Genomic DNA, 24886 nt, shown 5'->3' with positions numbered 1-24886 from the left:
CCGCGTGCGCACATGCGGCGGTGGAATCCAGTTAAAGCCAGGCACACGCTGGACGCAACCGCGGAGCTAACGGAGACATGCTGTCGCCGGCGCGACCAATCTGAAGGCGGTTCAGGACTGATCTGCGAAGGTTTCACTTCCGTCGCTGTCCGATCCCGTCATTATTCCCGTCGCCTGTCTGGAGGAGGATCGCAATGAGATCCAGCGAGATGTCGGGTGTCAAACGTAAGATGGTCGTTGCGATGGTGGCGTCGGCGCTACTTGGGACATCGGCAGTTGCGCAGCATGCTCCTGTCAAGCTCGGTGTCCTGACCGACATGTCCTCCCTTTACTCCGACAACGGGGGCCCGGGGTCAGTGGTCGCGGCGCAGATGGCTGTTGACGATTTTGGGGGCAAGGTGCTTGGGCGATCGATCCAGATCGTCGCCAGCGACCACCAGAACAAGGCGGACGTCGGTGCGGCGATCGCACGGCGCTGGCTCGACAACGAGGGCGTCGAGGCGATCCTTGACGTGCCGAATTCCGCTGTTGCGCTCGCCGTCCAAGGCATTGCGCGTGACAAGAAGAAGCTGTTTCTCGCCACAGGCGCGGCAACGTCGCGCCTGACAGGTGACGAATGCTCGCTGACGGGTATTCACTGGACCTACGATACCTATGCTCTGTCGCAGGGCACGGCCAGGGCGATCTCACGTCTTGGCGCAAAGAGCTGGTTCTTTCTCTCGGCCGACTATTCGCTCGGGGCGCAACTCGAGGCCGACAGCCGCAAAGTCATCGAGGCGACCGGCGGCAAGGTCGTCGGCGCAGTCAAGCATCCGGTCAACACGCCCGATTTCTCTTCCTTCCTGCTGCAGGCGCAGTCGTCAAACGCGGACGTGATCGCACTCGCTGATGCTGGGGGTGATTTCATCAATGCGGTCAAGCAGGCTGCAGAGTTCGGAATCACGCGTCAACAAAAGCTTGCCGGCCTGATCGTGTTCATTGCCGACATCCATAGTCTTGGATTGCAGAATGCCAAGGGCCTGATGCTCAGTTCGGCATTCTATTGGGATATCAACGATGGGACGCGGGCGTGGTCGAAGCGTTTCATCGAGAAGACGCAGAAGGTCCCGACCATGATCCACGCCGGCACCTATGGTGCGGTGATGCACTATCTGCGGGCAATCGAAGCGGCAGACACGCTGGATGGACCGACGGTGGCCGCCAAGATGCGCGAAATGCCGGTCAACGATTTCATGACGAGGAGCGGCCGCATTCGCGAGGACGGACGGCTGATCCGCGATATGTATCTTTTCCGCGTCAAGTCGCCGGAAGAATCGAAATACAGGTTCGATTACTACGAGTTACTCGCGACCATTCCTTGTGAAGAAGCGTTCAGGCCGATGGAGGAGGGAGGGTGTCCGCTCCTGAAGAAGCCGTGATCGGCGAAACCGTAGTGCCTCTTGCCCATAGAAGCATCGACGAGATCATGATGGGCCGAACCGCGTGCCGCGAATTCTGCGACGATCCAGTCCCGCGGCGGACCGTCGAGCAGATTCTCAGCGCAGCCCGGTTCGCACCAAGTGGAGCGAACATCCAGCCCTGGCACGTCTATGTGCTCACGGGCGCGGTCAAGGACAAGGTGTCGGCGGCGCTGTTGGAGGCGCACCAGACGTCGCGCGACGAGCACGTGTCGGAATACAAATATTACGCCAGCGACTTGCCCGAGCCGTACCTCAGGCGGCGACAGCAGTTCGGTCAATTGTTCTACGGCGCACTCGGGATCGCGCAGGCCGATTCCGTGGCCCGGGCACGGCAGACCGCGAAAAACTATACCTTCTTTGGCGCGCCGGTGGGTCTGATCGTAACCATCGACCGCCGTCTGGAAGTCGGAAGCTGGCTCGACCTCGGAATGTTCGTGCAGAACGTGATGCTGTCGGCGGCAGGGCGCGGACTTCAGTCTTGTCCGCAGGAGACGTTCGCGAAATATCACCGGATCCTCCGTCCGCTGCTGTCGATCCCGGCGGAGCAAATGGTGGTGTGCGGCGTTTCGATCGGCCGTGCCAGGGTTGTGGGGGCGGAAAGATTGATGCCGCGAGCGGACGTCGACGAGTTCGCCACGTTTGCGGGATTTGAAGCGTGAGATCCAATCGAGAAGAAGGACTGGACCATGGGAAGCCGGGAAGAGCTAATTCAGCGCAGTATTCCGTTCTTGCGGGAGGTCAAGGATATGACGCCCGGCGCCGAGATGGAGCGTTGGCTCAACGAGAAATATGGCGAGCAAAGCTCGCTCTACCAGGATCTGAGCCGCCTTATCAAAATCGGAGTTGAGGAAGGTTGGGCGGCAAACCAGGAGGTCGAGGGCCCGAATTACCGGCGCAGCCGTATCCTGGAGCCGACTCCCGAGACGTTCCAGTTCAGCATCACCGCCGTGTACATGAATAGCGCCGATCCGCGTCGCTTCAAGGACGAGGATGATAGCGACGTGCTCCGCGGCCAGTATCACGGCCACCCCTATGGCGAGCTCAACCTCGTCGTGCCCCTGAACAAAGGCGCGGAGTTGAAGGGACTGCAGGGTTGGCAAGGGCCAGGCTGGACGGCGCCCGACCCTGGCAGCCGGCACTATCCGGAGGTGAGAGGTGGCGCTGTCATCGCTCTGTTCTATCTGCCAGCCGGACGCATCTCGTACAATTTCAAGGCTCCGGCCTGACGGCCGAGCCATCGTGCGCTGCCACCTGTCCGACAAGGATCGCCGCGGTGCCGAACACGCTCGTCTAAATCTGCCAGGCGAATGTACATGGATGCTACGTTAATGCCTGGGCCAGCATCCGGCGCCCGCTCGATCCGAATTTTGGCCAGCCGGCCGCCAGAAAGCGGCCGGGGGTTTCACGCAGTCGCTTGCCCTGAGTCGTCGCCAGGGCGCGCGAGCTTGGGAGTTGCGAGCTGCAACCGATCTCGCGTCGCTATGGGTCAAGTGGGCGCGCTCTAAAGAGGCGCGCAAACTGTTGGTGCCGATCTTCGAGAAATTTACCGAGGGCTTCGATACGGCCGACCTAAAGACGGCCGACTATCTGCTGAAGGCGCTCGGCTAACCTCTAGCCCCCCGCGCTCTTCTCAGAGGTTGAATTCGGGTGTGCGAGTTGAGGTTCGCCGTCGGGGAAACTGCGACTTGGCGGCAAGGGCAGCTCATGGCGCAATGCGGACTACTCTGGTTGGCACGGTGGCCAAGCGATCGCGAGGTCTAGTGAACTCTTGACGGTATTTGTAAGCATGCTGCGCTGGAGCGAGTATCGCAGCCTTTGTCTAGGCAGGCCACCTGATCAGTCGATTGATTCCGATAGGTATAGGAGGCGCCAGTATTGCGAGTGGCTCGAATTTTCTTGTGAATTCGAGACCGAAAAATTGCGGCGGGTATACCGTCGGCATCTGTCCGTCAGATTTGAAGATTTGTGCTTGCAAATCAACGGCGAAACGTTGTTAGAAATGATTGAGTGGAAGTGATTTTCGCCCCTCCGGACTGAGCGGCCTCGGCATGATCGAAGGATGAATCCGTTGCGGCTTGAACTAAAGATCGAACAACGCGGCATCAACCCCTACGTATTCGTCGGAGCCGAGTACGCATCACAGCTCAAGCCGGGATGGCGACAGCCGATGCCGGTGCGCGTGCAAGTCAACGGCAAACCCGATGAACCCTGGCGGGTCAACATGATGCCGAAAGGGGACGGGGGATATTTCCTTTATCTTGCTGGCCCCGTTCGTCGTTCCTCCCGTACGCAGGTCGGCGATACAGCGGTTTTCAGCATTGAATTCGACGACGACTACCAGCCTGGCCCCATACATTCGATGCCTGCCTGGTTCAGTGTCGGGCTTAACGAAACGCCTCTTGCCAAGGCGGGCTGGGACCGGCTGCCACCCAGCCTAAAGAAGGAACTTCTGCGTTACTTCTCGAGATTGAAGTCTGACGAGGCGATCGCAAGGAATCTACAGCAATCGCTCGCTGTTCTTTCTGGCAAGCCGGGGCGCTTCATGGCCAGAGACTGGAACAATGAGTGAGGGTTCCGCAGCGCGCGTTGGACAAGTCGTCCCCGATCCTGGCGTCTCCGGGGTGTATGTGGCGTTGATCGAGCCGGGAAGCTCTCTCGAATTTGCCAATCCGGTGCCGTTCAACGGCCCCGAGGGGCCGATCGAACAGGGCGTGGAAGCGAGCGGGCCCAATATTGTCAGCAATGGCATCGCGCTATCGGGCACGGCGCACTCGATGTTCGATCGCGGCTGATCAGCCTGGCCGACGATCTGGAGATCCTGGTCTCGCGGCAGACGAATAATCCGGACGAAATCTGGTCGATCATCAACAATTCCGGTCGCTCGCTGCCGCCGCGGCGTGCGTCGGAACGTCCGCATCCGCATTTCCTGAAATGGCATCGCGAGCATTGTTTCAAACAATGATGCACGGCGATCGTTTGTCGGGGAATTGGCCTCGGAGATCCGGAGCAAGCGGCGCATTCTTCCGCAACTGCTCCCTCCCAGCTTGATATATGGCGCCCGGGGGACTTGCTTCAAGCCGGTGACCCTCGCGTAGAACCGCCAGCCCAGGCAGTCAGCGAGGGAGGCGGATCATGCGCGGGTTAGGATCGGGACATGAAAGAGGTGCAGTGGGCATAGCGGCTGTTCGCTGCGACATCGTCGCCACGCAAACGACAGGAGCGCGGTGATGAGCGGGCCTGCGGTGGTGATCGCCGGCGGCGGCCCGACGGGGCTGATGCTGGCGGGCGAGCTGGCGCTGGCGGGCGTCGATGTCGCTGTGGTCGAGCGGCGCGTGAGCCAGGATCTGATCGGCTCTCGAGCGGGCGGGCTGCATGCGCGCACCCTCGAGATGTTCGACCAGCGCGGCATTGTCGGGCGCTTCCTGGCGGAAGGGCAGAAGGCGCAGACGGCCTATTTTGCCGGGGTGTCGCTGGACCTCGGCGATTGTCCGACGCGGCACCCGTACGGGCTCGGGCTGTGGCAGAACCACATCGAGCGCATCCTCGCCGGCTGGGTCGGCGAGCTGCCGGTGACGATGCTGCGCGGCCGCGAGGTCACGGGCTTCGTCCAGGATGCGGATGGCGTCGACGTCGCGCTGTCCGATGGCGGGGGCTTACGGGCGCAATACCTCGTCGGCTGCGATGGCGGGCGCAGCCTCGTCCGCAAGGTCGCCGGCATCGATTTCCCGGGCTGGGACCCGACGACCAGCGCGCTGCTCGCGGAGGCGGCGCTGACGCAGCAGCCGGAGCTGGGCATTCATCGCAACGCTCACGGCATCCATGCCTTCGGCCGCGAGAAATACGAGATCCGCGACGGCAAGGTCGTGTTCGCCGCCGACGGGCCGATCCGCATCATGGTGACGGAGGCCGAGGTCGGCGCCAAGATCGGAGCCAGGACGGAGCCGACGCTCGCCGATCTCAGCGCCGCGCTGGTCGCCGCCTGCGGCACCGACTATGGCGTCCACAGCCCGGCGTGGATCTCGCGCTTCACCGACACGACGCGGCAGGCGGCCGCCTATCGCGACCGGCGGGTGCTGCTGGCCGGCGATGCCGCCCATGTCCATGCGCCCGACGGCGGGCAGGGCCTCAACACCGGCGTGCAGGATGCGGTGAACCTCGGCTGGAAGCTCGTGCAGGTGGTGAAGTGCATCTCGCCCGACAGCCTGCTCGACAGCTACCACACTGAGCGCCATGGCGTCGGCGCGCGGGTGCTGCGCACCACCATGGCGCTGGTCGCGTTGCGCCGGTCCGACCCGCGCACCGACGCGCTGCGCGACATCGTCGCCGACCTCGCTGGCATGGACGGGCCGCGCCGGCGTCTCGCGGCGCAGATGTCCGGCCTCGATATCCGCTACGATCTCGGCGAGGGGCATCCGTTGCTGGGACGCCGCATGCCCGATCTCGATCTGGTGGCGGAAGATGGCCCGCTGCGGCTGTTCAGCCTGTTGCACGCCGCGCGGCCGCTGCTGCTCGCGTTCGGGGAGGGCTGTGACGTCGATATCACGCCATGGGCGGATCGGGTGAGGTCGGTGGTGGCCCGGTATGACGGCGCGTGGGAGCTCCCGGTCATCGGCACAGTGCCGGCGCCTGCAGCCGTGCTGATCCGGCCCGATGGTTACGTCGCCTGGGTGGGCGAGGGCACGGACGCGGGCCTGACAGACGCGCTGACGAAGTGGTTCGGGCCGGCCGTGAGGTGACGCCCCCTCGCGCCAAGCACAACGGGATCACGCTGGACCCGTGCGATCCATCGGCTCATGCGATGGCGCGGCGACCAGCCGGTTGCGCACCCGGCCGAAATGGCGCGACAGATGGATGCCGAGCGCAAGGGCGCCGGCGCCGATGGCGAGGCAGTCGAGATTGGCGCCGAGGGGCACCGGATGGACGCCGAGGATGGTGGTGGCGGCTGCGAGATTGAACGCGCCCCACAGGACGTTGACCAGCGGCGACGATGGTCCGATCCCTCTCGGCTTGGCGAACGGCGTTGGAAAGGGCTCCCCCTGCAGCCCCGCCGTGAGGTGTGGCACGCAGTTGCACAGCAGGGCTCCGGCGAAGACGAGAAGCGGGTAGATCATCGGTGGTCCTTGTCCGGTGTTGATCCCTGCGCCATGGTGTCGAGCGCGGCAAGAAAGGCGTCGATCAGCCAGGTGAAACTCTCGTCCCGGCTGACAGGATTCTTCAGCGCGCCGGTCGCTTCGAGCGACGCAAATCCATGGGCGAGGCTGCGCAGGCCACGCAGCGCATGGACGACGTCCTGTCCGCCGAAGCCATAGCCCTGGAGCGCCGCCCTGCAGGTTTCGTTGAGGCGGTCGGCCGCCGCCCGCCACTCCTTGTCGTCGCGCGGTGGCGTCGGGATGGTCGCGGCATATACCCCGGGGTTCTTTCCGGCGAATGCGCGATAGCCGATCAGCAGCGCCCGAACCGCGTCCCGGCCTGACTTGCCGATGGTGACGCGGGTCGCGGTGCGATCGAGTTCTTCCAATCCCTGAATGGCCAGAAGGCGCTTCACCTCGCCGATTCCCGAGACATGCGCGTACAGCGAGGGTGCGCGGATGCTCAGCGCCTCCGCGAGCGCGTTCATCGACAGGCCGTCGATGCCGAAGCGATTGGCGAGACCGGAGGCTTCCTGACGGATCCTGGCAAGGTCGACTCTTGCAGATGCTGATTGTCGCACGCCGGCAGCTCCCGCGGGCCGTCGCGGCCCGCCGATGTCGAATAATGAGATTATGATTTTGCCTAATTGAATTAGGAAATCAAGCGTTCGTGACCGGCCGTCTCCAGGGCCCGCCACGGCGGCGGCGGCGTGCCGCGGCAGGTCCGCGTCGCCGCCCGTCAGGACATTCGCTCGACCCATTGCGCGCGCGAGGCGCCCGGCGCGAACGGATCGCTGAAATACTGGGTCTCGCGGGCGACCTTGCCGCCGACGAACTCCATGATGCTCACGGTGAAGGACGGCCGCCCGTCATAGGTCAGGACGTATTCGGTGATCCAGACGTCGCCTGCGCCGACGATCCGCCGCACGTCGAAGCGCTTGCTGTTCGGCTGCGCGGCGCGCGACAGCTGAATGTGCGCCCGGCCGCGAATGCGCTCGCCCGACTGGGGATATTCGAGAACGGCATCGTCGCGGTAGATCGCGTGCTCGCCGTCGAAGTCGTTGGCGTCGGACGCGGCCCAGTGATGATCCAGAGCCGCCCGGATGTCCTGGTCTCCCATGTCGGCCTCCTTCAGCCTTCGCAGTCGATATTCAAGCTCCCCGGACGTGAGCGCCGCGCGCCGACTCTCCTTCTCATACCCCTTCGCAAGTGCCCGGCCTCGCCTCCGGTTCTGGCTCGCACCAAGGCTTAGCGAGCGGCGGGTTTTCGGCTCTGCCGGTGTGGCGAGGGGGAAAGCCCAAAGGCGGCAAGGAAGGTATCGACGCCAGCTTCGACCAGTCGCCGGGCGTTATTATCAGGTAACATGCGGGCACCATGACCGCTCTGAATGAGAGCCTCCGAGGTGACCAGCGCGAAGAATTGCCGTGCGGCCATCTGAGGGTCGAGCGGCCTTAGAGCGCCGAGACCGGTCAACTGAGCAAGCTTGCCGGCCAGCGCATCGATGTGCCGTTCCCGATGGTTCATGCCGTCGATCTCGGGGAATTGCGCCTGCTCGGCGATTTGCAGGCGGATCACCGCGGCGCCTTCGTCCGTTGCAACGCAATGGACCAATGCGAGACCGAGTTGCATGAGTGATGTTCGCAGGTCCGATGGCCGTGGATCGAGCCCAAGGATCGCGTTGAGCACGCGCTCATTCGCCCGCGCCATCCCGAACCGCATGGCCTCCGTGAAGAGCCGGCGCTTGTCGCCGAAGCGGTTGTAGAGCGTCGGTTTGGCCACGCCGGCATGACGGGCGATGTCGTCGACATTCGCAGCGGCGAAGCCGTCACGTCCGAACACGGTCAGCGCGGCGCCAAGCACGGAGGCCTCGGGATCACGGGAAGAAGGCGCGGAACTTTTCATTCGCTGATTATACCACGGGGTTGCGGAATTTGAACTGTCGAGTAAAATACTGGCGAGTTCAATATTTAGAACGATCCGGTTCAATGCGCCACGATCACGTTTCCATCTCCCGCCTCTTTGCCATCCTGGTGCCAGGCGGCCTGCTGGCACTGCTGAGCAGCACGGTCACCGGCGTCGCGCTCCCGCATATTCTCGCTGATCTCGGCGACGACATCGCCAGCGGCCAATGGATCACCACGGCCTATTTGCTGGCCGCAGGGCTGGCGATTCCCGTGGCGAGTTGGGCCGGCACCCGGTTCGGGCTGCGCTCCACCTGGTTGACAGCGATGCTGCTGTTCGCCCTGGGGGCGCTCGCAGGCCTGTTCGCACGGGATATCTGGAGTCTGACGGCAGCCAGGGCGCTCCAGGGATTTGGGGGCGGCGCGCTGGAGCCCTTGATGGTGACGACGCTCGCGGCTGCAACCCCGCCGGAGCGGATGGGGCGCACCATGGGGGCGATGGCGGTGGTCATGGAGATCGGCCCGCTGCTGGGGCCGACCCTCGGCGGAGCAGCGGTGGATGTGGCCGGCTGGCGGTCGATCTATGTCGGTTTCGCGCTTGCGTCGGCGGTGATGTTGACAGCCGGAGCGTTCGTGCTGCGCAGGGGCGAACGCCATGCGGCGCCTCTCGATGGGATCGGCCTCGCTATCGTTTCGATGGCGCTGATCGCGGGACTTTGGGGTTTGGCGCGCGCGGCCACCCCCGCCGGTTTCGATATGCCGACACTTGCCGCGCTCATTTTTGCCGGCGCAGCCTTCCTTGGCTTTGTGCAGCACAGCCGTCGCCTTGGTGCCCGCTCAATCCTGAATTTGGAGACCTTCGCCCGGCCTGGTTTTACTGTCGGCATTGCGATCATGGCGCTGCTCGGCGCGACGATCTTTCCTCTGTTCTTCAGCCTTCCTCAATTCTATCAGGGCGTCTGCCGCCTCTCGCCACTCGCCGCAGGGATGCTGATGATCCCCTACGGTGTGGGCACTCTCGCAACGATGCCTCTGATGGGCCATCTCAGTGATCGGGTCGCGACCCAGCGCATCGTCGGTTCGGGAGCTGCGTTGTCCCTTCTGGCCTTCACAGCGCTATTCCTCGCTGGCTCAACGCTTTCGGTCGCCGGCCTTGGAGTGCTTTCGCTCGTCACTGGTATCGGGCTTGGCGCCATCGCGAGCCCAACGGTTTCGGCGGTGTACCGGGTGCTGCCGCCCGCGCTGACCGCCTCCGGCAGCACGATTTTATTCATCGTACTGCAACTCGGCGGGGCCTTCGGCGTGGCTCTGCTGGTGTTGCTGATCGGCCATGGAGCATGGACCGCAGCCGTTGGCACCTGGCCGTTCCTGCTGCCGATCGCCACCGCCTTGGTGATCGCCATCATGAGTGTTCGGCTGCCGTCGACAAACGCCATGATGCTGACGGTGCAGGACGCCCGCCCGTCGTAGATCAGGACGTATTCGGTGATCCAGACATCGCCCGCGCCGACGATCCGCCGCACGTCGAAGCGCTTGCTGTTCGGCTGCGCGGCGCGCGATAGCGCGATCACCGGCCGGGCGGCTATTGTGCGGCCAGCCTTTCGAAGCCATCGGCGCTCCAGGCTTCGCTCCCTACGCCATGATGGACAAAGAACAGGCCGTCGGGATCGTAGTGCCGCTTCACGGCGAGGAGTCTCGGATAGTTCGCTCCCCAATAGGCCTCCTGCCAGTTGGGTTCGAAAAAGTCGCTCTCGGCGAAATAGCTGCCGCCTTTGGGAGCCAGCGCGGTGAGCCGCGCCATCGCCTTGCTGACCTCCGCCGCGGATGCACGGGCCGCGCCGAGGTCCGGTTCATGGCCAGCAAGCCCTGGATACGCCGGCGCTGCTTCCGCGCCGACGATCGCCAGCACGAAGGCATCGAGCACCTTCGGATTGATCGGCGTGTCGCGGGTGGCGGTGATGGCCTCCGCCGAACCGCCGGCCAGCCCCTTCTGGAAATGCAGCTCGACCGGCGCATGCCGGCTCGCGGCGCAAAGCGCGTCGGTCAGCACGTCGCGGCGCTCCCTGTCGAGAAGGCGGGCCGGCAGCCACAGCGACTGATAGGCGCAGATGAAGTGCCCGGCCTCCGCCAGGTTGCCGGCCCAGAACACATTGTCCGCGGGCGCGCCCGGGCGGTCGTCGGTGCGCAGCGCACCGGGTACCGCGGCCTTGAGGAAACGCGGATCTCAGGCGTGTCGCGCCGGTCCGCTGCGAATGCTCGGCGCCGACACAAACGCAAAATCGTCCGGCATTCCGGCGAGAGCCTCATCGAAAAACGGCCGCCAGATGTCGCCTGCCGTGCGCTGGTCGAGGCCGTGGAAGGACATGCGGATGTCCAGCCGGCGGCCCGGGCGCAAGGTGACGATTTCCCCCCACTGCGGATTGCACAGACGCTCGGCATACAGCGCGATGAACTGGCCGACGAGCCGGCGAAACGCCGGATCGGAGGTCGCCTGGATCGTCGCATGGACGCCGCCGACGACCGCGGGCAGGTCATGGGTCTTCAGGGTGAGCCGGGTGACGACGCCGAGGCTGCCGCCGCCGCCGCCCTTCAATCCCCAGAACAGGTCCGGGTTGGTGCAGGCATTGGCGATCCGCACGGCGCCGTCGGCCGTCACGATTTCGGCCTCGAGCAGATGGCACGCCGCCGTGCCGAATTGCTTGGAGAAGCTGCCAAAGCCGCCGGCCTGCACCAGCCCGGCGACGCCCACCGTCAGGCAGCCGCCGCCCTGGACGTAGCGTCCGCCACCGGTCGTGACCTTGTCGTAGGTGTGGCCCCAGATCGCCCCGGGCCCGACGCTGACCGCGTGGTGCGGCTGTTGTTGGCCGGCACAGCCCTCGGGGATGAACGCGTCGTGCAGAACGATCGCGTTCATGCGGCGCGTCCAGATCAGCAGCGAGTCCGGCGCGTTCGAACGGCCGAGGTAGCTGTGGCCGCCCCCTTTGACGACCAGCCGCAGGTTGTGCGCGCGCGCAAAATTCACTGCGGCGACGACATCCGCTGTCGTCGCCGCGGCCACGGCATAAACGCTTGGCCGGAATGTCCAGGCGTCGGCCCAGCCGGTCGTCTGCGTCAAGCCGAGGTCGTCGCCGATGAAGTAAGGGTTCTTCAACTCCCTGAAGACGTCGTGGCACGCGGCGCCGTCCGCCGCGTCCCGGCAGGCGTCGAGCGGTGAATGGACCTCGCTCAGCCGCCCGCCGGTTTGATGGCGCAACTCGTCCCATTGCGCTGCCGAAGGCCATCCGGGCTCGCCGGGACGGGCGCGGCGTTTCGGACGTTCGGACACCGGGCCCGCGGTGGCCGCTGGCGCGCGCGTTATCGATCGGGCGAGCAACGGAGCTGCGAGCAGCCCCTGCAAGACCTCGCGACGTTTCATGATGGTGGTCTCCGCATGCCGATGAAACAGGCGGAGGTCATGCTAGGCGGCCGTGCCGCGACGGGTCTCGCCGATCTTCCGTTCGCGCTGGCCGAAACCTGAAAACCCTCGCTGATTTCTAAAAAAGCCGATTTCTCAAAGGAAGCGCCCGTTCAGGCCGGCGTCCGAGACAGGGTGAGTTTCAGGCGGTCGCGCCGAAACTCCGTGGGCGTGAGGCCGGTGTGGGCCTTGAAGGCGCGATTGAACGGCCCGATCGACTGGAAGCCGGCGTCGAGCGCGATGGTCAGGACCGGCACCTGTTCCTGTGTCGGATCGGCGAGCGCCCACATCGTGTCCGCGAGGCGGTAGGAGTTCACAAAGCTCGTAAAGTTGCGGTGGCCGAGGTGCTCGTTGATCAGCCGCCGCAGCCGGTACTGCGGAATCGCAAGGCGCGCGGCGAGGGCGGCGATCCCCAGCCTTGCCTCGCGGTAGGCGCGCTCGCTCTCCATCACGCGCCGCAGGCGCTCCAGCAGGGCGCGATCCTGATCCGGCAGCGTGACCGGCGGTTCGCGCGCGGGCTGGAAAGGCCGGGCTTTTGCGGCCGCGTCGGACGGCGGCGCCGGCACGGGCGCCCGCAGGCGCAGCAGTGCCGCTGCAAGAACGAGTGCAAGGACGCAACCCGCGCAGATCACGCTGCCGGTCGCACGGGTGGCCTGCGTTGTCGCGGTGCCGAGCACGGTCAATCCGAGGATGGCAAGGCCGGCAACGACCGCCAGCACGACGCGCAACTGCCGACGCCGCTCGATCAGGTCGCCTCCCCGTCCGGCGAGTGTCTGCCACATGCCGAGCGCCGTGAGGAGGAGGGCTGCAGCCTGCGTCACGCGCCAGGCGGGAGGCCAGTCGCTGATCAGCGCGCCGAGGGCCAGCACGAGCATTCCCGCAACCGGTAGCCATCGCCACCATCGCGGTGTGAAGCCGTCGTCGAAATTTGCTGCCGCCCAGAGCTGAAATACCGCAGGCGTAGCCATGCCCAGCGCCCGGATGGGAACGATCCACCAGGGACGGATCGCCGCCACCCAGGGCATGGTCTCGATCAGGTAGGCGATGACGCAGAGATCGAGGAGCGCATTGTCGCGTACTGCCGGCACCTGCCGGCCGTCGCGCCAGGCCGTCACGGCCAGCACCAACAGAACGGCGATCCCGCCGCCGCGCAAGCTCACATCGATGAAGCTCATTGTCAGGTTCGGTGCCATGCGGGCCGCACGCGTCAGGGAGCCGGGCCGATGGTAGCGTCGTGTGGCAGGGTGGCGCCAGCGCCGGCTCGTGGCGCCAGGCCATCGCGCCCGGGGAGCCGGCGCTTCGCCGTCACTTCTCCAGCGCGACCAGCGGCTTGCCCTTCTCGACGATGTAGGTCGCAAGCTCGCTGCCGGTGACGTCGCCGACATTGCGCGCGGCATGGACCGCGCCGGCCGGGATGAACAGCACATCGCCGGCCTTGAGCGTCACCGGCGGCCGGCCGTCGATCCGGTATTCGAGCGCACCGGCGAGCACGTAGATGATCTCTTCCCCGGGATGGGTGTGGCGGCCGAACGCCTTGCCCGGCGCGATGTCGACACGCACCTGTACCGCCTCGCGGCCCGGCGTGCCGAGATCATGGCGTTGCAGGTCGGTGCGGGTGATGCCGGCCAGCGGGGCTGTGGCCGCCTGCGCCGGCGGAAGGGCGAGGCCGGTGGCGGCGACCAGCGCCGCCGCGGCAAGGCCAATGTTTTTCACAACAGAGTTGCTCATGAGCGCTGTCCTTGTTGAGAGGGGTTTTGCACGGGAGGCCGCTGCCCCGGGAGGCGGGGGCAGCGGTTTCCGCTGAGCGACGGCATCCGCAGGATGCGGCGTCGTCACAGCAGGGTCGTCGTCACCTCGATGTTGCCGTGCACCGCCTTGGAGTACGGGCAGATGCCGTGCGCCGCGTCGACCAGCGCCTGGGCGGTGTCGCGGTCGACCCCGGGGAGGCTGACGTTGAGCCGCGCCCTGAGGAAGAACGAACTGCCGGCCTGGTTGAGGTCGATCTCGGCGTCGACGGCCGGCTCGGCCGGCAGCGTCACCTTGCGCTGGGCGGCGGCGAGCTGGATGGCGCCGAGATAGCAGGCCGACCAGGCGGCGCCGAACAACTGCTCGGCGGCCGGGTGGGGCTGCGGCAGCTTGATGTCGAGGAAGCCGTCGCTGCTGCGGGCGGCGCCATTGGCGCCGGCGGTGATGTGGGTCTTGCCGGTGACGAGAACCTTGGCGGTGGCGGTCATGGGAAGCGTCCTTCTGCTGGGGTGAATTCAATCGCATGCGATTGATTGGGTGCGTCTGATTTAGGCCGGCTGCCTCGCCTCGTCAAGCGCGTTCGATTTAATCGCATCCGATATTGTTAAGCAGGCGAGCGCGGCGACAGAAGTCTGCAAATTCAGGAGGTTAGGTCAGGGCGAGGAGGTGGCGTCCGCCGCCGCGGATGCGGTTTTCGGCTCCCGGCCGATTGACACGATACCGTGATCAGTCCGCGCCGCGACGCTGCGCTGCCGCCGGCGATGCCAGCGGCAGAGACCGCGCGATCGTCTGGCGATGCGCCCGCTCAGCGCATCGGTGCAGCCGTCGGCGCGCGCATGACGCTGACGAGGCCGGAGGCGAGCGCCAGCACGGCGGCGACGCCGAGGCCGATGCGCGGCGCAAGGTCGAGGCCCATCACGCTGAACAGCAGCGTCATGATCACCGCGCCAGCGGTCTGGCCGGTCAGCCGCGCCGTGCCCTGCATGCCGCCGGCCGCGCCGCTGCGCTCATGCGGGGCGGACAGGTACATGTTGTGGTTGTTGGGCACGTTGAACAGCCCGAAGCCGAGGCCGCACAGCACGGCGCACAGCGCGATCGGCCAGGCCTCGTCATGCAGCGGCAGGATCGCCGCGACGAACAGCCCGGCGGCCAGCAGTGTGCCGCCGATGACGCACAGCCACGCGCCGGGCACGCGGCCGACGAGACGGCCGGCGAGGGGGCCGGCGAACGCCACCGTCAGCGGCCACGGCGTCAGGTAGAGGCCGGTGGTCAGCGTGTCCTTGCCGAGGGTGTGCTGCAGGTAGAACGGCAGCGCGACAAAGGCGCAGACCTGGGCGGAGAAGCTCAGCACCGAGGCGATCACCGAGACGCGGAACGAGGGGGCGCGCAGCAGGTCGAGCGGAAACAGCGGCGCGGCCTTGGGCGCCTCGCGGCGCACCAGCATCACCATCGCCAGCGCGCCGCCGCCGAGCAGGGCGATGGCGGCGATCGGCTCGCGCGGCAGGATCTCGGTGCCGATCACCACCAGCGCGAAGGCGGCGACGTTCAGCACCACGCTGAGGCCATCGAGGCGGCGGCCGGTGCCGACATGCCGCGGCAGCGCGCGGGCGGCGGCAAGCGCCGCGATGCCGAGCGGCAGGTTGACGGCGAACAGCCACGGCCAGTGCGCGACCGACAGGATCGCGGCGCCGAGGCTGGGACCCGTGGCGGAGGTCAGCGCGACCACCAGCGCGTTCCAGCCGATGGCGGCGGGCAGCCGGCGCGGCGGCACGACAAGGCGCAGCATCGCGATGCCGAGCGCCATGATGCCGGCGCCGCCGAGCCCCTGCAGCGCGCGGGCGGCGACGAGCCATGGCAGCGACGGCGCCGCGGCGCACAGCGCGGAGGCTGCGGTGAACAGCGCGACGCCGCCGAGATAGACGCGGCGGAAGCCATAGCTCTCGCCGAGCGCGGCGCAGGGCAGCAGCGCCATCACCAGGGCGGTCTGATAGGCGGTGATCACCAGCACGGATGCCGCCGGCGTCACGTCCAGCGCGTGGGCGATGGTCGGCAGCGCGACATTGGCGATGGCGGAATCGAGCACCACCAGCGCCAGCGTGGTGAGGAGGGCGGCGATGGCGAGCCGCGGCCGCGCCACGCCATGATCGCCGCCGGCCATGCCCGCCGCGGGCGGCGGCGGAACGGGCTGCGCGGGCGCGCCGTGGTCGGCGGGGCGGACGTGACGCGTCATGCATTTGCTCCGGCGGTCCAGGCGCCGTCGCGGGCGACACAGCGGGTCATGCGATGGCCGTCGCGATCGTCCGGCGTTTTGTCCGTCATGTCGGTCTCCTGCGGTCGGCGCGAGCCGTTCGGCCCGGATGCTGACCGAACTCTAGCGCAGCGGGTGGCATGGCGGAACGCGCAGCATTTGCACTCTACTCGTGCGTTTGACGCCACATGTCGCCGCGCGACATGCTATAGGGTGCGCCATGGCGATCCCCGATCTCAACCTTCTCGTGACCCTCGACGTGCTGCTGGCCGAAGGCAGCGTCGCGCGCGCGGCGCGCCGGCTGCGGCTCAGCCCCTCGGCGATGAGCCGCTCGCTCGCCCGGCTGCGCGACACCATGGGCGATCCGCTGCTGGTGCGCGCCGGGCGCGGCCTCGTGCCGACGCCGCGCGCGCTCGAACTGCGCCAGCGCATCGGCCCGCTGGTGCAGGAGGCGGCGGGCGTGCTGCGGCCGGGCGAAGCGCTCGACCCGGCGCGGCTGGCGCGGACCTTCACGCTGCGCACCAGCGACGGCTTTGTCGAGAGTTTCGGCCCCGACCTGATGGTGCGGGTCGGCGCGGAGGCGCCGGGGGTGCGGCTGCGCTTTCTCGCCAAGGCCAACAAGGACAGCACGCTGCTGCGCGACGGCACGGTCGATCTCGAGACCGGCGTCGTCGACGACCGCATCGGGCCCGAGATCCGCACGCTGGCGCTGTTCGACGATCGCTATGTCGGCGTCGTGCGCGCCGGCCATCCGCTGAGCCGCGGCAAGATCACGCCGGCGCGCTATGCGGCGCCGCGCCACGTGGTGTTCTCGCATTCCGGCGACGCGCGCGGCCTCGTCGACGAACGGCTCAGCGCGCTCGGCCTGCAGCGCGAGATCGCGGCGATCGTTGGCGGCTTCACCACGGCGCTGGCGCTCGCGCGCCGGTCCGATCTCGTCGCCACGGTGCCGTTGCGGCACACCGAGACGCTGCGCGAGGACATGTTCAGCTTCGCGCTGCCATTCCAGCCGCCGGAAATCACGGTGTCGATGCTGTGGCATCCGCGGATGGACGCCGATGCCGGCCATCGCTGGCTGCGCGGCTGCGTGCGCGATGTTTGTGCCGACAAGGGCCGCGCGCGGAAGGCGGCGAAAGCGCGCGGCGGCTGAGGGCCGCGCGCCGGCGGGCCTGCGGCCGGTGCGCGGGTCAGGACGCCCCGGCGTTCGCCAGCGAGGGCGCGGCGTCGGAGACATCATAACGCTCGCAGAACGCCTCGATGTCGTCGGCCTGGAAATCCTTGAGGCGGGCGAAGATCACATCGTCCGGCCAGGTCCACCAGGCGATGCGCTGCAGCCGCTCGGCGACATGCTCCGGAAAGCGCCGGCGCAGCGGGCGGGCCGGCACGCCGCCGACAATGGTGTAGGCCGGCACGTTGCGGCTGACGACCGCGCCGGCCGCGATCACCGCGCCGTCGCCGACGATGACGCCGGGCAGGATGATGGCGGCGTGGCCGATCCAGCAGTCGTTGCCGATCTCGACCCGGGCGTCGCGGCGGTCGGCGAAGAAATGATGGTCGCGCGTCGCGGACGCCTCGTAGTATTCGGGGCAGTAGGTGAAGCGGTGCTGCGAGGCGCGTTCCATCGGATGGTTGGGCGCGCCGATGCGCACGGAATTGGCGATCGCGGTGAATTTGCCGATGACCGCATCCGCCACCTCGCAATTCTCGCCCAGATAAGAGTAGTCGCCGAGCGCGGCGTACTCGATGCGGGTGTTGCGCAGGATCTCGCAGCGCCGACCGATCGCCGCCTCGCGCAGCCGCACGGTCTCGTGAACGATGGTCTCGGCGATCTTCGGGCGTTTGGCGGCGTCCATGGACATGCTCCGGAAAAAGATTCCCGCTCGATAGACCAGCGGGATGACAGTTCCGTGAAATGACGGGTCCGGCGCCGCAGAGCCCCTCGATGGCAATCCCGTCACATTTGTCACTCCCACGGTCCGGTGTTCTGGCGCCATGCTCGCCTCCGACCAACGACGAGCGGTCATCATCGCGCTTCGGCCGACGGCGCTCGTCCAACCCGGAGGTTGAGACCCACCATGAGCCCATCACGCGAGAGCACTTCGACCGGCGGGCAGCCCGCCATGCACACGCCACCTGTCGTATCGTCGCAGGCCTGGGAGGAGGCGCGCCTGGAGATGCTGGTCAAGGAAAAGGCCCACACCCGCGCCCGCGATGCGCTCGCGGCCGAACGCCGGCGGATGCCGTGGATGGCCGTCGAGAAGACCTACGCCTTCGACGGACCGAATGGCCGGGCGAGCCTGCTCGACCTGTTCGAGGGCCGCCGGCAGCTCGTCGTCTACCGGGCGTTCTTCGAGCCCGGCGTGTTCGGCTGGCCCGACCATGCCTGCCGCGGCTGCTCGCTCGGGGCAGACCAGGTCGGCCACCTTGCGCATCTCAACGCCCGCGACACCACGCTGGCTTACGTCTCGCGCGCGCCGCAGGCCGATATCGCGCGGCTGAAGGCGCGAATGGGCTGGGAGATGCCGTGGTACAGCATCACCGACAGCTTCGATGCGGATTTCGGCGTCGACGAGTGGCACGGCCACAACGTGTTCTTCCGCGACGGCGCGCGCATTTTCCGCACCTATTTCGTCAACAGCCGTGCCGATGAGGCGATCGGCACCGTATGGAGTTATCTCGATCTCACGGCGCTCGGTCGCCAGGAAGTCTGGGAGGATTCGCCCGCGGGCTATCCCCAGAGCCGGCCCTACAAGTGGTGGAACTGGCACGACAACTATGAGGCCGGCGCCAGCCCCGATCAGAAATGGGTCGAGGTCACCGACGCCGGCGAAGCAGCTTTCCGCAACAAGGACGGCGTCGATCCGAAGGCCACGTAAGACGGCCGCGCGACGATGACAGCGGCGCGGGAGATACCAGAGGTGTTGTCTCCCGCGTGTCTGGCGCCGCAAGGCGTGCGATGGAGATCAGAGGATTGGGGCGGTTTGCGGCCGGTCGCCGTTCGTGGTCGCCGCCCAAGGGAGCTTCATGGACGCCGCGGCGGCCGGCGCACCGCGCGCACCTTGCCGCTGCGGCCGCCGCCGCAGAAGAAGCGGTCGCCGCCATCGGACTCGAGGCCGGAGATGCCGGTGCCCGGCGGCATTTCGAGGAGCTCCAGCACTTCGCCTGTGGCCGGATCGATCCGCCGCAGATCGCTGTCGTCGTCCCAGGTGGCGTGCCACAGCTCGCCGTCGACCCAGCTGACGCCGGTGACGAAGCGGTTGGATTCGATGGTGCGCAGCACGGTGCCGTTGTCGGGATCGATCTGGTGGATCTTGCAGGCGCGGTATTCGCCGACCCAGAGCAAGCCTTCTGCCCAGGCGAGCCCGGAATCACCGCCGCCGCCGGGCGCCGGGATGCTCGACAGCACCTTGCCGCTTTCGGGGTCGATCTTCTGGATACGGGCCTCGGCGATCTGGAACAGGTGGCGGCCGTCGAACGCGGTGCCGGCATGCGCGGGCGCCGCGATGCTGCGCCCCGTCTTGCCGCTTTCGGGATCGAGCGAGGCGATCCGGTCGCCGGCGGCGAACCAGACGTTGCGCCCGTCGAAGCTGACGCCCCCCACCTGCTCGACATCGGGGAAGGGGCCATATTCGCGAATGATCTCGGCAGGGGCTTTTTTCATGATGCAATCCTCGTGAGCGCGACGGGACACTAGTCCGCTGGCAACGGTGTGGGGAGTAACAAGGTTGACGTGAAACCCGGCCCGGGCGGCGTCATCCAGCGGCGGGCGCGGCCGTGACCGACCGGTTGCACCTTGCCGGCAGCGGTGAGCGCATCGAGCGAGCGCTGCACCGTGCGCTGGCTTTGCCCCAGCGCGAGGGCGAGGGCCGAGCTCGACCAGCTTTCGCCGTCGGCGAGCAGCGCCAGCACCGCGGCATGGGCGTCGTCGACCGGGCGCGCCAGCACCACGACCTCGCGGGCGCGGCTCGGGGCAAGGGCAAAGCCATCCCTGGTGGCGCCGATGTCGGCATGCGCCCGCAGCAAGGCGCGCAGCCGCCCCATCTCCACCCGCAGCCGGGCACGGTGGGATTCGTCGGCGCGCTTGCCGCGGAAGGCGCGGGCCACCAGCACGTCGCGCGCCACATCCCCGGGCCACGCTTCGCCGAGCGCGCGGGCCAGCGCGAACAGCACTGGACGGCGCGCCAGCGCCACCGCGCCGCGGGTATCGCGCACGAGGTGGCGGTTGGCGTCGATCACCAGCGCTTTCGAGGCGAGCACCGCCTCGACCTCGTCGAGGCGGAGCATACGTTCCCCGCCGCGTGTGACGAGACGCGCGGCAGGCGCGACCAGAGCGTGCGCCGTGGCGTCGACCTCGGCGCTGAGGGCGGGAATGCCGGCGAGGTGGGCGGCTTCGGCGGCACGCTGCAACGCGGCCCGGGCCTCACCGGTGCGGATGTGACGCATCGCAAGGCCGGCGACCACCATCTCATGGACCGCGCGCAGCGCCGGCGGCAGCGGTGCGGGATCGAGCGTGGCGAGCGCACGTTCGGCGTCGTCGATGCGTCCGATCAGCAGCAGGTGGCGCACGGCAAGCCCCTGGGCATGGGCGGCGTTGACGCGGTCGCCGTGTGCATCCAGCGTCGCCTGTGCGGCGGCAAGCGCCTTCGTCGGCCAGGCGAGATCACGCGCGGCGAGCGCGACCTCGGCCTCCGCCACCACGCAGCGCGCATGCGCCACCGCCTCCCGCGGGCCGAAGGCGCGCGTGGCGCGGCGCAGCAGCGTCTTGGCCCGCGCGAGATCGCCGAGCCGCGCCATGGCAATGCCGCGCAACGCCAGCGCGGCGGCATCGTCGCGCAGCGCGATCCTGTTCAGCGCGCCGAGGGGGTCTCCCGCGGCCAGCGCCCGCGCCGCCGCGGTGATCAGCGAGTCCATGCAAATCCCGCCACACTTGTCACTCCCGATCGTCCGGGGGCCGGTCCTAGTCTATCCCGCATCGATCCACCAGTCCGCGTCCATCGACAGGACGCGGACTGGCGGCGCCCCGGAGCATGCGGAGAGACCACCATGCCTGAACAGGTATCCCGGCAGGTGTTCTTTGCCGTCTCGGCACTGCTGTTCGCCGGCAGTCTTGCGGCGACGGTTCTCGGCTGCCGGGCCATGGCGGCGGCGGGCATTGCCATGCGGCCGTGCGGCTGGACCATGGCGCTGGGCTGGACGCCCATGCCCGGGCAGTCCTGGCCCGCCGCCGCGGCGTCTTTCATTGGCATGTGGAGCGTGATGATGATCGCGATGATGTTGCCATCGTTGTTGCCCGCGCTGTGGCACATGCGTGTGGCGATCAGCCGGGCCGGCGGGACGTCTCCCGACCGCGAGGTGCTGCTGGCCGGGCTCGGCTATTTCCTGGTGTGGTGCGCGGTTGGTGTGGTGGTATTGCCGCTCGCCGTCGCAGTGGCCGCGATCGGGGCGGCGCTGCCGGCGCCTGGGCGTGATGGCCCCGTGGTCGTCGGCCTCGTCGTGGTGCTGGCCGGTGTGGTGCAGTTCTCGGTGTGGAAGCTCCGTCATCTCGACCGCTGCCGCGAGGCGGCGGGATGCGATGGCGCCGTGTTGCAGCAGCACGGTGCCGCGTTCCGCAGCGGCCTGCGTCTTGGCCGCCACTGCCTCGTGAGCTGCGCCGGCGCGGTCGCGATCCTTGTCGTCACCGGCGGCATGGACCTCGTCGCGATGGCGTTGGTGACGATGGCGATCGGCATGGAGCGGCTGGCGCCGGGCGGCATGCATGCCGCGCGTATCGTCGGCGCGGTGGCGATCGCCGCCGGCGGCTGGCTGATGATGGCCGGAGCAGGGTGAGTGGCCGCGGCACTTAACGCGGCACTTAAGAGGTGCGCGCCACCCTGGCATAGCGCTTGAGCAGCCTGTCGCGCTTGAGGCGCGACAGGCGCTGGATCCAGAAGACGCCGTCGAGCTGATCGATCTCGTGCTGATGACAGACCGCGCGGAAGCCGTCGGCGTCCTCGGTCTGCTCGTTGCCGTCGAGATCCCGGTAGCTGATGCGGACGCGGGCGTGGCGCTCGACCTCCTCGGTGACGCCGGGCAGCGAGACGCTGCCCTCGGTGTGGCGCAGCCGCTCATCCGATGCCCACACGATGCTCGGATTGACGTAAGCGTGCGGCGTCTCCTCCGGTGTCAGCCGCAGCAGGACGAGGCGCTGCAGGACGCCGACATGCGGCGCGGTGATGCCGATCGCCGGCGCCTCGCGCATGGTATCGGCGAGGTCGGCGGCAAGGGCGCGCAGCGATGCATTGAACACCTCGACCGGCGCGGCCATCGTGTTCAGCCGCGGATCGGGGTAGCGGACGATCGGCAGGGCCGGCATGGTTTCAACAGCTCCGTCTTGCCTGGACACATGCTTGCTCGGATGCATGTTTGTTTGGATGCATGGCTGGGTCTTAGCAGATGGCCGGCAGCCTCGGCCATCCCGCGGTGCTGTCACCGCGTGCGTGAAGCCGACTTGGCCACCGACTGGGCGGCCCGGGCGAACGACCGGACCATCACCGAGCGTGGGCGGTTGGCCGGAAAGAACAGGCCGAATGTCAGCTCGATGGCCGGGCGCAGCGGGCGGACGACGATGCCGGATGCCGCGCGTGCCGTGAACGGGTCGACGATGGCGAGCCCGAGGCCGGCGGCGACGAGCTGGCACGCCGACAGCGCCGACGGCGTGTCGATCGATCCGTCGTAGGGGACACCGACCGATGCCAATGCGGCGGCATAGCGGTCACGATTGCGGTTGCCGGGCGGCGGCAGGATCATCCGCTCGCCGGCAAGATCATGCAGCCGGACATGGGGTTTGCGCGCCAGCCGGTGGTCCCGCGGCAGAGCCAGCAGGCAGCGCAGGGTTGCGAGGCGCTCACAGGTCACGCGCGCATCGTCGAACGGCATCACGGTGATGCCGGCATCGAACGGGCCTGAAGTCACCCAGTCGGCGATCTCGTCCATATGCCTGACCTCCAGCGAGACGCGTGCCTTCGGGTGCTCGCGGGCGAACGCCCTGATCGCCTCCGGCATCAGGCCGAATGCGACGATCATCGGCGCCACCACGCGCAGATGGGCGCCCTGCAGCGTGCGGATGTCGCGGGCGATATCGGCGATCTGGTTGACCGCGGCGAGGGCGCGCTCGGCCTCGCGGAAGAAGGCCCGGCCCTCGCTGGTGACGACGAGGCGCTGCCGCTGCCGCACGAACAGCGCGAGCCCCAGTTCGTGCTCGAGGTCGGCGATCAGGCGGCTGACTGCCGGCTGCGACAGATGCAGCCGGCGGCCGGCCTCGGTGACCGAACCGGTGGAGTATACGGCGTGAAAGGCCTGCAGGCGTTTCAAGTTCATGGCGAGATCATATCAAGAATGCATGATCTGAGAACATTTGGCGATTTGACCGCATCATCGCGGCGGCGCACGATTTTGGCAATCGCAGCCTTGAGAACGAAAGCCCTGAGAACGAAAGCGTTGGGGACGAGCGGATGTCGCCGGATGTTCTGACGGATACGCCGGTCGCATCGGCGATGACAGCGGATTGGGCCGCGGCTTGGAATCGCCATGACAGCGACGCGCTGGCCCGCCTGGTGCACGCGCAGGTCGATTTCGTGACGGTCGCGGGCGTCTGGCTCAAGGGGGTGGAGGCGTTCAGGCAGTTCCATGCCGATATCCACCGCCTGCAGATGCGCGACAGCGTCTGGCGCAACATGCAATGGACCGAGCGGCTGGTCGGTGAGAGGCTCGTGCTGGTCCACCTGCGCTGGGCGATCGATGGCGACCGCGATCCTGACGGGACGCCGCGTCGTCCGCGGCAGGGTCTCTTCAGCTGGCTGGTCGAATGTCCGGTCGCGGGAGGCTGTCACGGCGCGCGGATCCTTGCGGGCCACAACACCAATGTGCGCGCGGACCCATCCTGACACATCCGGCGCTGAACGTCGCAGAGGAGGGCAACCATGACGAAGGGGGTGACGAGGCGGCGGCTGTTGCAACATGCATCGGGGATGGCTGCCTTGACGCTGTGCGGCGCCGGCAGTCGTGCGGAGCCGCTGCCGGCACGGCCTTTTCATCTTGTCGTCGGTGGCGGCCCCGGCAGTGTCCCGGATCTGGTGGCCCGGGTGATCGGCGACAAGCTGTCGATCGTCATGGCGCAGCCGGTCGTGGTCGAGAACAGGCCCGGCGCCGGCGGGATCATCGCGATGCAGGCGCTCATGTCCGGCGGCGCCGATGGTTCGATGCTCGCCATCGCCTCGATGTCGCAGCTCGTCTTCAACAGCTACCTGTTCAGCAAGCTGCCCTATGATCCGCAGCATGACGTCGCGCCGATCGCACCTCTGGTGATCGGTGCGCTCGCAGTCGCCGTCCATCCGTCGGTGCCTGCCACGACATTTGCGGAGTTCGTCGCCTATGCGAAATCCCGTTCCGGTGGAGTGACGGTCGGCACTGCGGGCAACGGTTCGCCGCCCGATGTGGTGACGCGGCTCCTGGTGCGTACCGCCGGGCTCGACGCGACGTTCGTGCCGTTTCGCTCCGGCCCGGAAGGGCTGACCGGCGTGATGCGCGGCGATGTCCAGCTGTTCGTCGATGCACCGCCCCTGATCGTGCCGCAGGTGAAGGTCGGCGCGGTGAGGGCGCTGGCCGTGACCGGTTCCGTGCGCGAACCTGATCTGCCGGAGGTGCAAACCCTTGCGGAGGCCGGTTTCCCGGGCGCCCAAGCGGAGGCCTGGATCGGGCTCGTGGCCCGCGCGGGAACGCCGGAGGATATCCTCGCCGCGCTCAATCGCGCCGCCGGCACGATCATGACAAGGCCTGACGTCCAGGAACAGGTCGCCAAGCTGAGCTTTCGCCCGCTCACCGGCTCGCGCGACGCATTCCGCGCCATGATCGACGAGGGCCACCGGCGCTGGGGCGCGGTGATCCGCGAGGCCGGCCTTCGGCTCGACTAG

General features: G+C 67.5%; 27 protein-coding genes and 1 pseudogene. 13 read left to right on the top strand and 15 right to left on the bottom strand.

What is annotated here, in order from left to right; genetic code table 11:
- The first annotated feature begins 209 nt into the window (after window positions 1-209).
- The 7 genes and pseudogenes from AB4Z37_RS11240 to AB4Z37_RS11210 all read left to right on the top strand — a co-directional run bounded on the left by AB4Z37_RS11240 (window position 210) and on the right by AB4Z37_RS11210 (window position 6196).
- Window positions 210-1418: an ABC transporter substrate-binding protein gene (locus tag AB4Z37_RS11240; RefSeq protein WP_441517042.1), complete on the top strand. Its 1209-nt coding sequence runs from the start codon at window positions 210-212 to the stop codon at window positions 1416-1418.
- Entirely contained in the window at window positions 1394-2119 is a 726-nt protein-coding gene (locus AB4Z37_RS11235; RefSeq protein WP_441516818.1) for a nitroreductase, read from the top strand. Before AB4Z37_RS11240 ends, AB4Z37_RS11235 begins: the two co-directional genes overlap by 25 nt.
- A 27-nt stretch (window positions 2120-2146) precedes the next feature.
- On the top strand, window positions 2147-2686 hold the full coding sequence (locus tag AB4Z37_RS11230; RefSeq protein ID WP_441516817.1) for a 4-hydroxylaminobenzoate lyase: 540 nt from the start codon (window positions 2147-2149) through the stop codon (window positions 2684-2686).
- Window positions 2687-2912: 226 nt separating this feature from the next.
- Window positions 2913-3068: a hypothetical protein gene (locus AB4Z37_RS11225; protein ID WP_441516816.1), complete on the top strand. Its 156-nt coding sequence runs from the start codon at window positions 2913-2915 to the stop codon at window positions 3066-3068.
- Window positions 3069-3519: 451 nt separating this feature from the next.
- Window positions 3520-4029, top strand: a complete 510-nt coding sequence (locus tag AB4Z37_RS11220; RefSeq protein WP_441516815.1) for a YdeI/OmpD-associated family protein — start codon at window positions 3520-3522, stop codon at window positions 4027-4029.
- 4 nt (window positions 4030-4033) lie between these two features.
- Window positions 4034-4422, top strand: a pseudogene (locus AB4Z37_RS11215) (HNH endonuclease); the annotation flags it as partial.
- A gap of 265 nt (window positions 4423-4687) precedes the next feature.
- Window positions 4688-6196 (top strand): FAD-dependent monooxygenase, encoded by a 1509-nt coding sequence (locus AB4Z37_RS11210; RefSeq protein WP_441516814.1) that lies wholly within the window; start codon window positions 4688-4690, stop codon window positions 6194-6196.
- 27 nt (window positions 6197-6223) lie between these two features.
- Here the strand turns inward: AB4Z37_RS11210 and AB4Z37_RS11205 are convergent, their stop codons facing one another.
- From AB4Z37_RS11205 to AB4Z37_RS11190, 4 genes are all read right to left on the bottom strand, one after another.
- The gene (locus tag AB4Z37_RS11205; protein WP_441516813.1) at window positions 6224-6571 is read right to left on the bottom strand and encodes a hypothetical protein; all 348 of its coding nucleotides are present in this window, start codon (window positions 6569-6571) and stop codon (window positions 6224-6226) included.
- Entirely contained in the window at window positions 6568-7170 is a 603-nt protein-coding gene (locus tag AB4Z37_RS11200) for a TetR/AcrR family transcriptional regulator (protein WP_441516812.1), read from the bottom strand. The genes AB4Z37_RS11205 and AB4Z37_RS11200 overlap by 4 nt, the downstream gene beginning before the upstream one ends.
- A 158-nt stretch (window positions 7171-7328) precedes the next feature.
- Window positions 7329-7709 carry a nuclear transport factor 2 family protein gene (locus tag AB4Z37_RS11195; protein WP_441516811.1) on the bottom strand — a complete coding sequence of 127 codons (381 nt, stop codon included), beginning with the start codon at window positions 7707-7709 and terminating at the stop codon, window positions 7329-7331.
- Window positions 7710-7837: 128 nt separating this feature from the next.
- Window positions 7838-8575 (bottom strand): TetR/AcrR family transcriptional regulator, encoded by a 738-nt coding sequence (locus AB4Z37_RS11190; RefSeq protein WP_441516810.1) that lies wholly within the window; start codon window positions 8573-8575, stop codon window positions 7838-7840.
- Between AB4Z37_RS11190 and AB4Z37_RS11185 the strand changes: the two genes are divergently transcribed.
- Complete coding sequence (locus AB4Z37_RS11185) at window positions 8575-9960, top strand: MFS transporter (RefSeq protein ID WP_441516809.1); 1386 nt, start codon at window positions 8575-8577, stop codon at window positions 9958-9960. The genes AB4Z37_RS11190 and AB4Z37_RS11185 overlap by 1 nt on opposite strands.
- Window positions 9961-10072: 112 nt before the next feature.
- On the opposite strand, the gene AB4Z37_RS11180 is transcribed toward AB4Z37_RS11185, so the two are convergent.
- From AB4Z37_RS11180 to AB4Z37_RS11155, 6 genes are all read right to left on the bottom strand, one after another.
- Complete coding sequence (locus AB4Z37_RS11180; protein WP_441516808.1) at window positions 10073-10639, bottom strand: BBE domain-containing protein; 567 nt, start codon at window positions 10637-10639, stop codon at window positions 10073-10075.
- A gap of 75 nt (window positions 10640-10714) precedes the next feature.
- Window positions 10715-11887, bottom strand: coding sequence for an FAD-binding protein (locus AB4Z37_RS11175; RefSeq protein WP_441516807.1), 1173 nt, complete (start codon window positions 11885-11887; stop codon window positions 10715-10717).
- A 170-nt stretch (window positions 11888-12057) separates the two neighbouring features.
- Window positions 12058-13119, bottom strand: coding sequence for a helix-turn-helix domain-containing protein (locus AB4Z37_RS11170; protein ID WP_441516806.1), 1062 nt, complete (start codon window positions 13117-13119; stop codon window positions 12058-12060).
- 130 nt (window positions 13120-13249) lie between these two features.
- Complete coding sequence (locus tag AB4Z37_RS11165; RefSeq protein ID WP_441516805.1) at window positions 13250-13672, bottom strand: cupin domain-containing protein; 423 nt, start codon at window positions 13670-13672, stop codon at window positions 13250-13252.
- Window positions 13673-13776: 104 nt separating this feature from the next.
- Window positions 13777-14178 carry an Ohr family peroxiredoxin gene (locus AB4Z37_RS11160; protein ID WP_441516804.1) on the bottom strand — a complete coding sequence of 134 codons (402 nt, stop codon included), beginning with the start codon at window positions 14176-14178 and terminating at the stop codon, window positions 13777-13779.
- A 317-nt stretch (window positions 14179-14495) separates the two neighbouring features.
- Complete coding sequence (locus tag AB4Z37_RS11155) at window positions 14496-15920, bottom strand: MFS transporter (protein WP_441516803.1); 1425 nt, start codon at window positions 15918-15920, stop codon at window positions 14496-14498.
- 238 nt (window positions 15921-16158) lie between these two features.
- Here AB4Z37_RS11155 and AB4Z37_RS11150 point away from each other — a divergent pair, with 238 nt between their 5' ends.
- Complete coding sequence (locus AB4Z37_RS11150) at window positions 16159-17088, top strand: LysR family transcriptional regulator (protein ID WP_441516802.1); 930 nt, start codon at window positions 16159-16161, stop codon at window positions 17086-17088.
- A gap of 37 nt (window positions 17089-17125) precedes the next feature.
- On the opposite strand, the gene AB4Z37_RS11145 is transcribed toward AB4Z37_RS11150, so the two are convergent.
- On the bottom strand, window positions 17126-17791 hold the full coding sequence (locus AB4Z37_RS11145) for a DapH/DapD/GlmU-related protein (protein WP_441516801.1): 666 nt from the start codon (window positions 17789-17791) through the stop codon (window positions 17126-17128).
- Between the two features lie 222 nt (window positions 17792-18013).
- Between AB4Z37_RS11145 and AB4Z37_RS11140 the strand changes: the two genes are divergently transcribed.
- Window positions 18014-18814, top strand: a complete 801-nt coding sequence (locus AB4Z37_RS11140; protein ID WP_441516800.1) for a DUF899 domain-containing protein — start codon at window positions 18014-18016, stop codon at window positions 18812-18814.
- A 146-nt stretch (window positions 18815-18960) separates the two neighbouring features.
- Here AB4Z37_RS11140 and AB4Z37_RS11135 read toward each other — a convergent pair whose 3' ends face one another.
- Window positions 18961-19599, bottom strand: a complete 639-nt coding sequence (locus AB4Z37_RS11135; protein ID WP_441516799.1) for a Vgb family protein — start codon at window positions 19597-19599, stop codon at window positions 18961-18963.
- A 29-nt stretch (window positions 19600-19628) separates the two neighbouring features.
- Window positions 19629-20849: a helix-turn-helix domain-containing protein gene (locus AB4Z37_RS11130; protein ID WP_441516798.1), complete on the bottom strand. Its 1221-nt coding sequence runs from the start codon at window positions 20847-20849 to the stop codon at window positions 19629-19631.
- Between the two features lie 132 nt (window positions 20850-20981).
- On the opposite strand from AB4Z37_RS11130, the gene AB4Z37_RS11125 reads away from it, so the two are divergent.
- Window positions 20982-21764, top strand: a complete 783-nt coding sequence (locus AB4Z37_RS11125) for a copper chaperone (protein WP_441516797.1) — start codon at window positions 20982-20984, stop codon at window positions 21762-21764.
- Window positions 21765-21789: 25 nt separating this feature from the next.
- Here AB4Z37_RS11125 and AB4Z37_RS11120 read toward each other — a convergent pair whose 3' ends face one another.
- Together AB4Z37_RS11120 and AB4Z37_RS11115 are read right to left on the bottom strand one after the other, a co-directional pair.
- A complete protein-coding gene (locus AB4Z37_RS11120) occupies window positions 21790-22290 on the bottom strand; it encodes a peptide deformylase (protein ID WP_441516796.1) in 501 nt (166 codons plus the stop codon).
- A 113-nt stretch (window positions 22291-22403) separates the two neighbouring features.
- Window positions 22404-23294, bottom strand: coding sequence for a LysR family transcriptional regulator (locus AB4Z37_RS11115; RefSeq protein WP_441516795.1), 891 nt, complete (start codon window positions 23292-23294; stop codon window positions 22404-22406).
- Window positions 23295-23428: 134 nt separating this feature from the next.
- On the opposite strand from AB4Z37_RS11115, the gene AB4Z37_RS11110 reads away from it, so the two are divergent.
- Window positions 23429-23860 (top strand): YybH family protein, encoded by a 432-nt coding sequence (locus AB4Z37_RS11110; protein ID WP_441516794.1) that lies wholly within the window; start codon window positions 23429-23431, stop codon window positions 23858-23860.
- Between the two features lie 36 nt (window positions 23861-23896).
- Window positions 23897-24886 (top strand): Bug family tripartite tricarboxylate transporter substrate binding protein, encoded by a 990-nt coding sequence (locus AB4Z37_RS11105; RefSeq protein WP_441516793.1) that lies wholly within the window; start codon window positions 23897-23899, stop codon window positions 24884-24886.

The sequence above is a fragment of the Bradyrhizobium sp. 2TAF24 genome, assembly GCF_052115025.1.
GTDB lineage: Bacteria > Pseudomonadota > Alphaproteobacteria > Rhizobiales > Xanthobacteraceae > Bradyrhizobium_A.
Note: the sequence above shows the minus strand (reverse complement) of the source record. Positions and strands in the feature narration are given on the sequence as shown.

Excerpts from the sequence above, each read along its gene's own strand:
- AB4Z37_RS11185 (WP_441516809.1), top strand. The coding sequence starts at position 8,575 with ATGCGCCACGATCACGTTTCCATCTCCCGCCTCTTTGCCATCCTGGTG.
- AB4Z37_RS11130 (WP_441516798.1), bottom strand. The coding sequence starts at position 20,849 with ATGGACTCGCTGATCACCGCGGCGGCGCGGGCGCTGGCCGCGGGAGAC.
- AB4Z37_RS11155 (WP_441516803.1), bottom strand. The coding sequence starts at position 15,920 with ATGACGCGTCACGTCCGCCCCGCCGACCACGGCGCGCCCGCGCAGCCC.
- AB4Z37_RS11220 (WP_441516815.1), top strand. The coding sequence starts at position 3,520 with ATGAATCCGTTGCGGCTTGAACTAAAGATCGAACAACGCGGCATCAAC.
- AB4Z37_RS11240 (WP_441517042.1), top strand. The coding sequence starts at position 210 with ATGTCGGGTGTCAAACGTAAGATGGTCGTTGCGATGGTGGCGTCGGCG.
- AB4Z37_RS11145 (WP_441516801.1), bottom strand. The coding sequence starts at position 17,791 with ATGGACGCCGCCAAACGCCCGAAGATCGCCGAGACCATCGTTCACGAG.
- AB4Z37_RS11150 (WP_441516802.1), top strand. The coding sequence starts at position 16,159 with ATGGCGATCCCCGATCTCAACCTTCTCGTGACCCTCGACGTGCTGCTG.
- AB4Z37_RS11120 (WP_441516796.1), bottom strand. The coding sequence starts at position 22,290 with ATGCCGGCCCTGCCGATCGTCCGCTACCCCGATCCGCGGCTGAACACG.
- AB4Z37_RS11125 (WP_441516797.1), top strand. The coding sequence starts at position 20,982 with ATGCCTGAACAGGTATCCCGGCAGGTGTTCTTTGCCGTCTCGGCACTG.
- AB4Z37_RS11115 (WP_441516795.1), bottom strand. The coding sequence starts at position 23,294 with ATGAACTTGAAACGCCTGCAGGCCTTTCACGCCGTATACTCCACCGGT.
- AB4Z37_RS11135 (WP_441516799.1), bottom strand. The coding sequence starts at position 19,599 with ATGAAAAAAGCCCCTGCCGAGATCATTCGCGAATATGGCCCCTTCCCC.
- AB4Z37_RS11165 (WP_441516805.1), bottom strand. The coding sequence starts at position 13,672 with ATGAGCAACTCTGTTGTGAAAAACATTGGCCTTGCCGCGGCGGCGCTG.
- AB4Z37_RS11110 (WP_441516794.1), top strand. The coding sequence starts at position 23,429 with ATGTCGCCGGATGTTCTGACGGATACGCCGGTCGCATCGGCGATGACA.
- AB4Z37_RS11195 (WP_441516811.1), bottom strand. The coding sequence starts at position 7,709 with ATGGGAGACCAGGACATCCGGGCGGCTCTGGATCATCACTGGGCCGCG.
- AB4Z37_RS11105 (WP_441516793.1), top strand. The coding sequence starts at position 23,897 with ATGACGAAGGGGGTGACGAGGCGGCGGCTGTTGCAACATGCATCGGGG.
- AB4Z37_RS11230 (WP_441516817.1), top strand. The coding sequence starts at position 2,147 with ATGGGAAGCCGGGAAGAGCTAATTCAGCGCAGTATTCCGTTCTTGCGG.
- AB4Z37_RS11160 (WP_441516804.1), bottom strand. The coding sequence starts at position 14,178 with ATGACCGCCACCGCCAAGGTTCTCGTCACCGGCAAGACCCACATCACC.
- AB4Z37_RS11210 (WP_441516814.1), top strand. The coding sequence starts at position 4,688 with ATGAGCGGGCCTGCGGTGGTGATCGCCGGCGGCGGCCCGACGGGGCTG.
- AB4Z37_RS11205 (WP_441516813.1), bottom strand. The coding sequence starts at position 6,571 with ATGATCTACCCGCTTCTCGTCTTCGCCGGAGCCCTGCTGTGCAACTGC.
- AB4Z37_RS11170 (WP_441516806.1), bottom strand. The coding sequence starts at position 13,119 with ATGAGCTTCATCGATGTGAGCTTGCGCGGCGGCGGGATCGCCGTTCTG.
- AB4Z37_RS11140 (WP_441516800.1), top strand. The coding sequence starts at position 18,014 with ATGAGCCCATCACGCGAGAGCACTTCGACCGGCGGGCAGCCCGCCATG.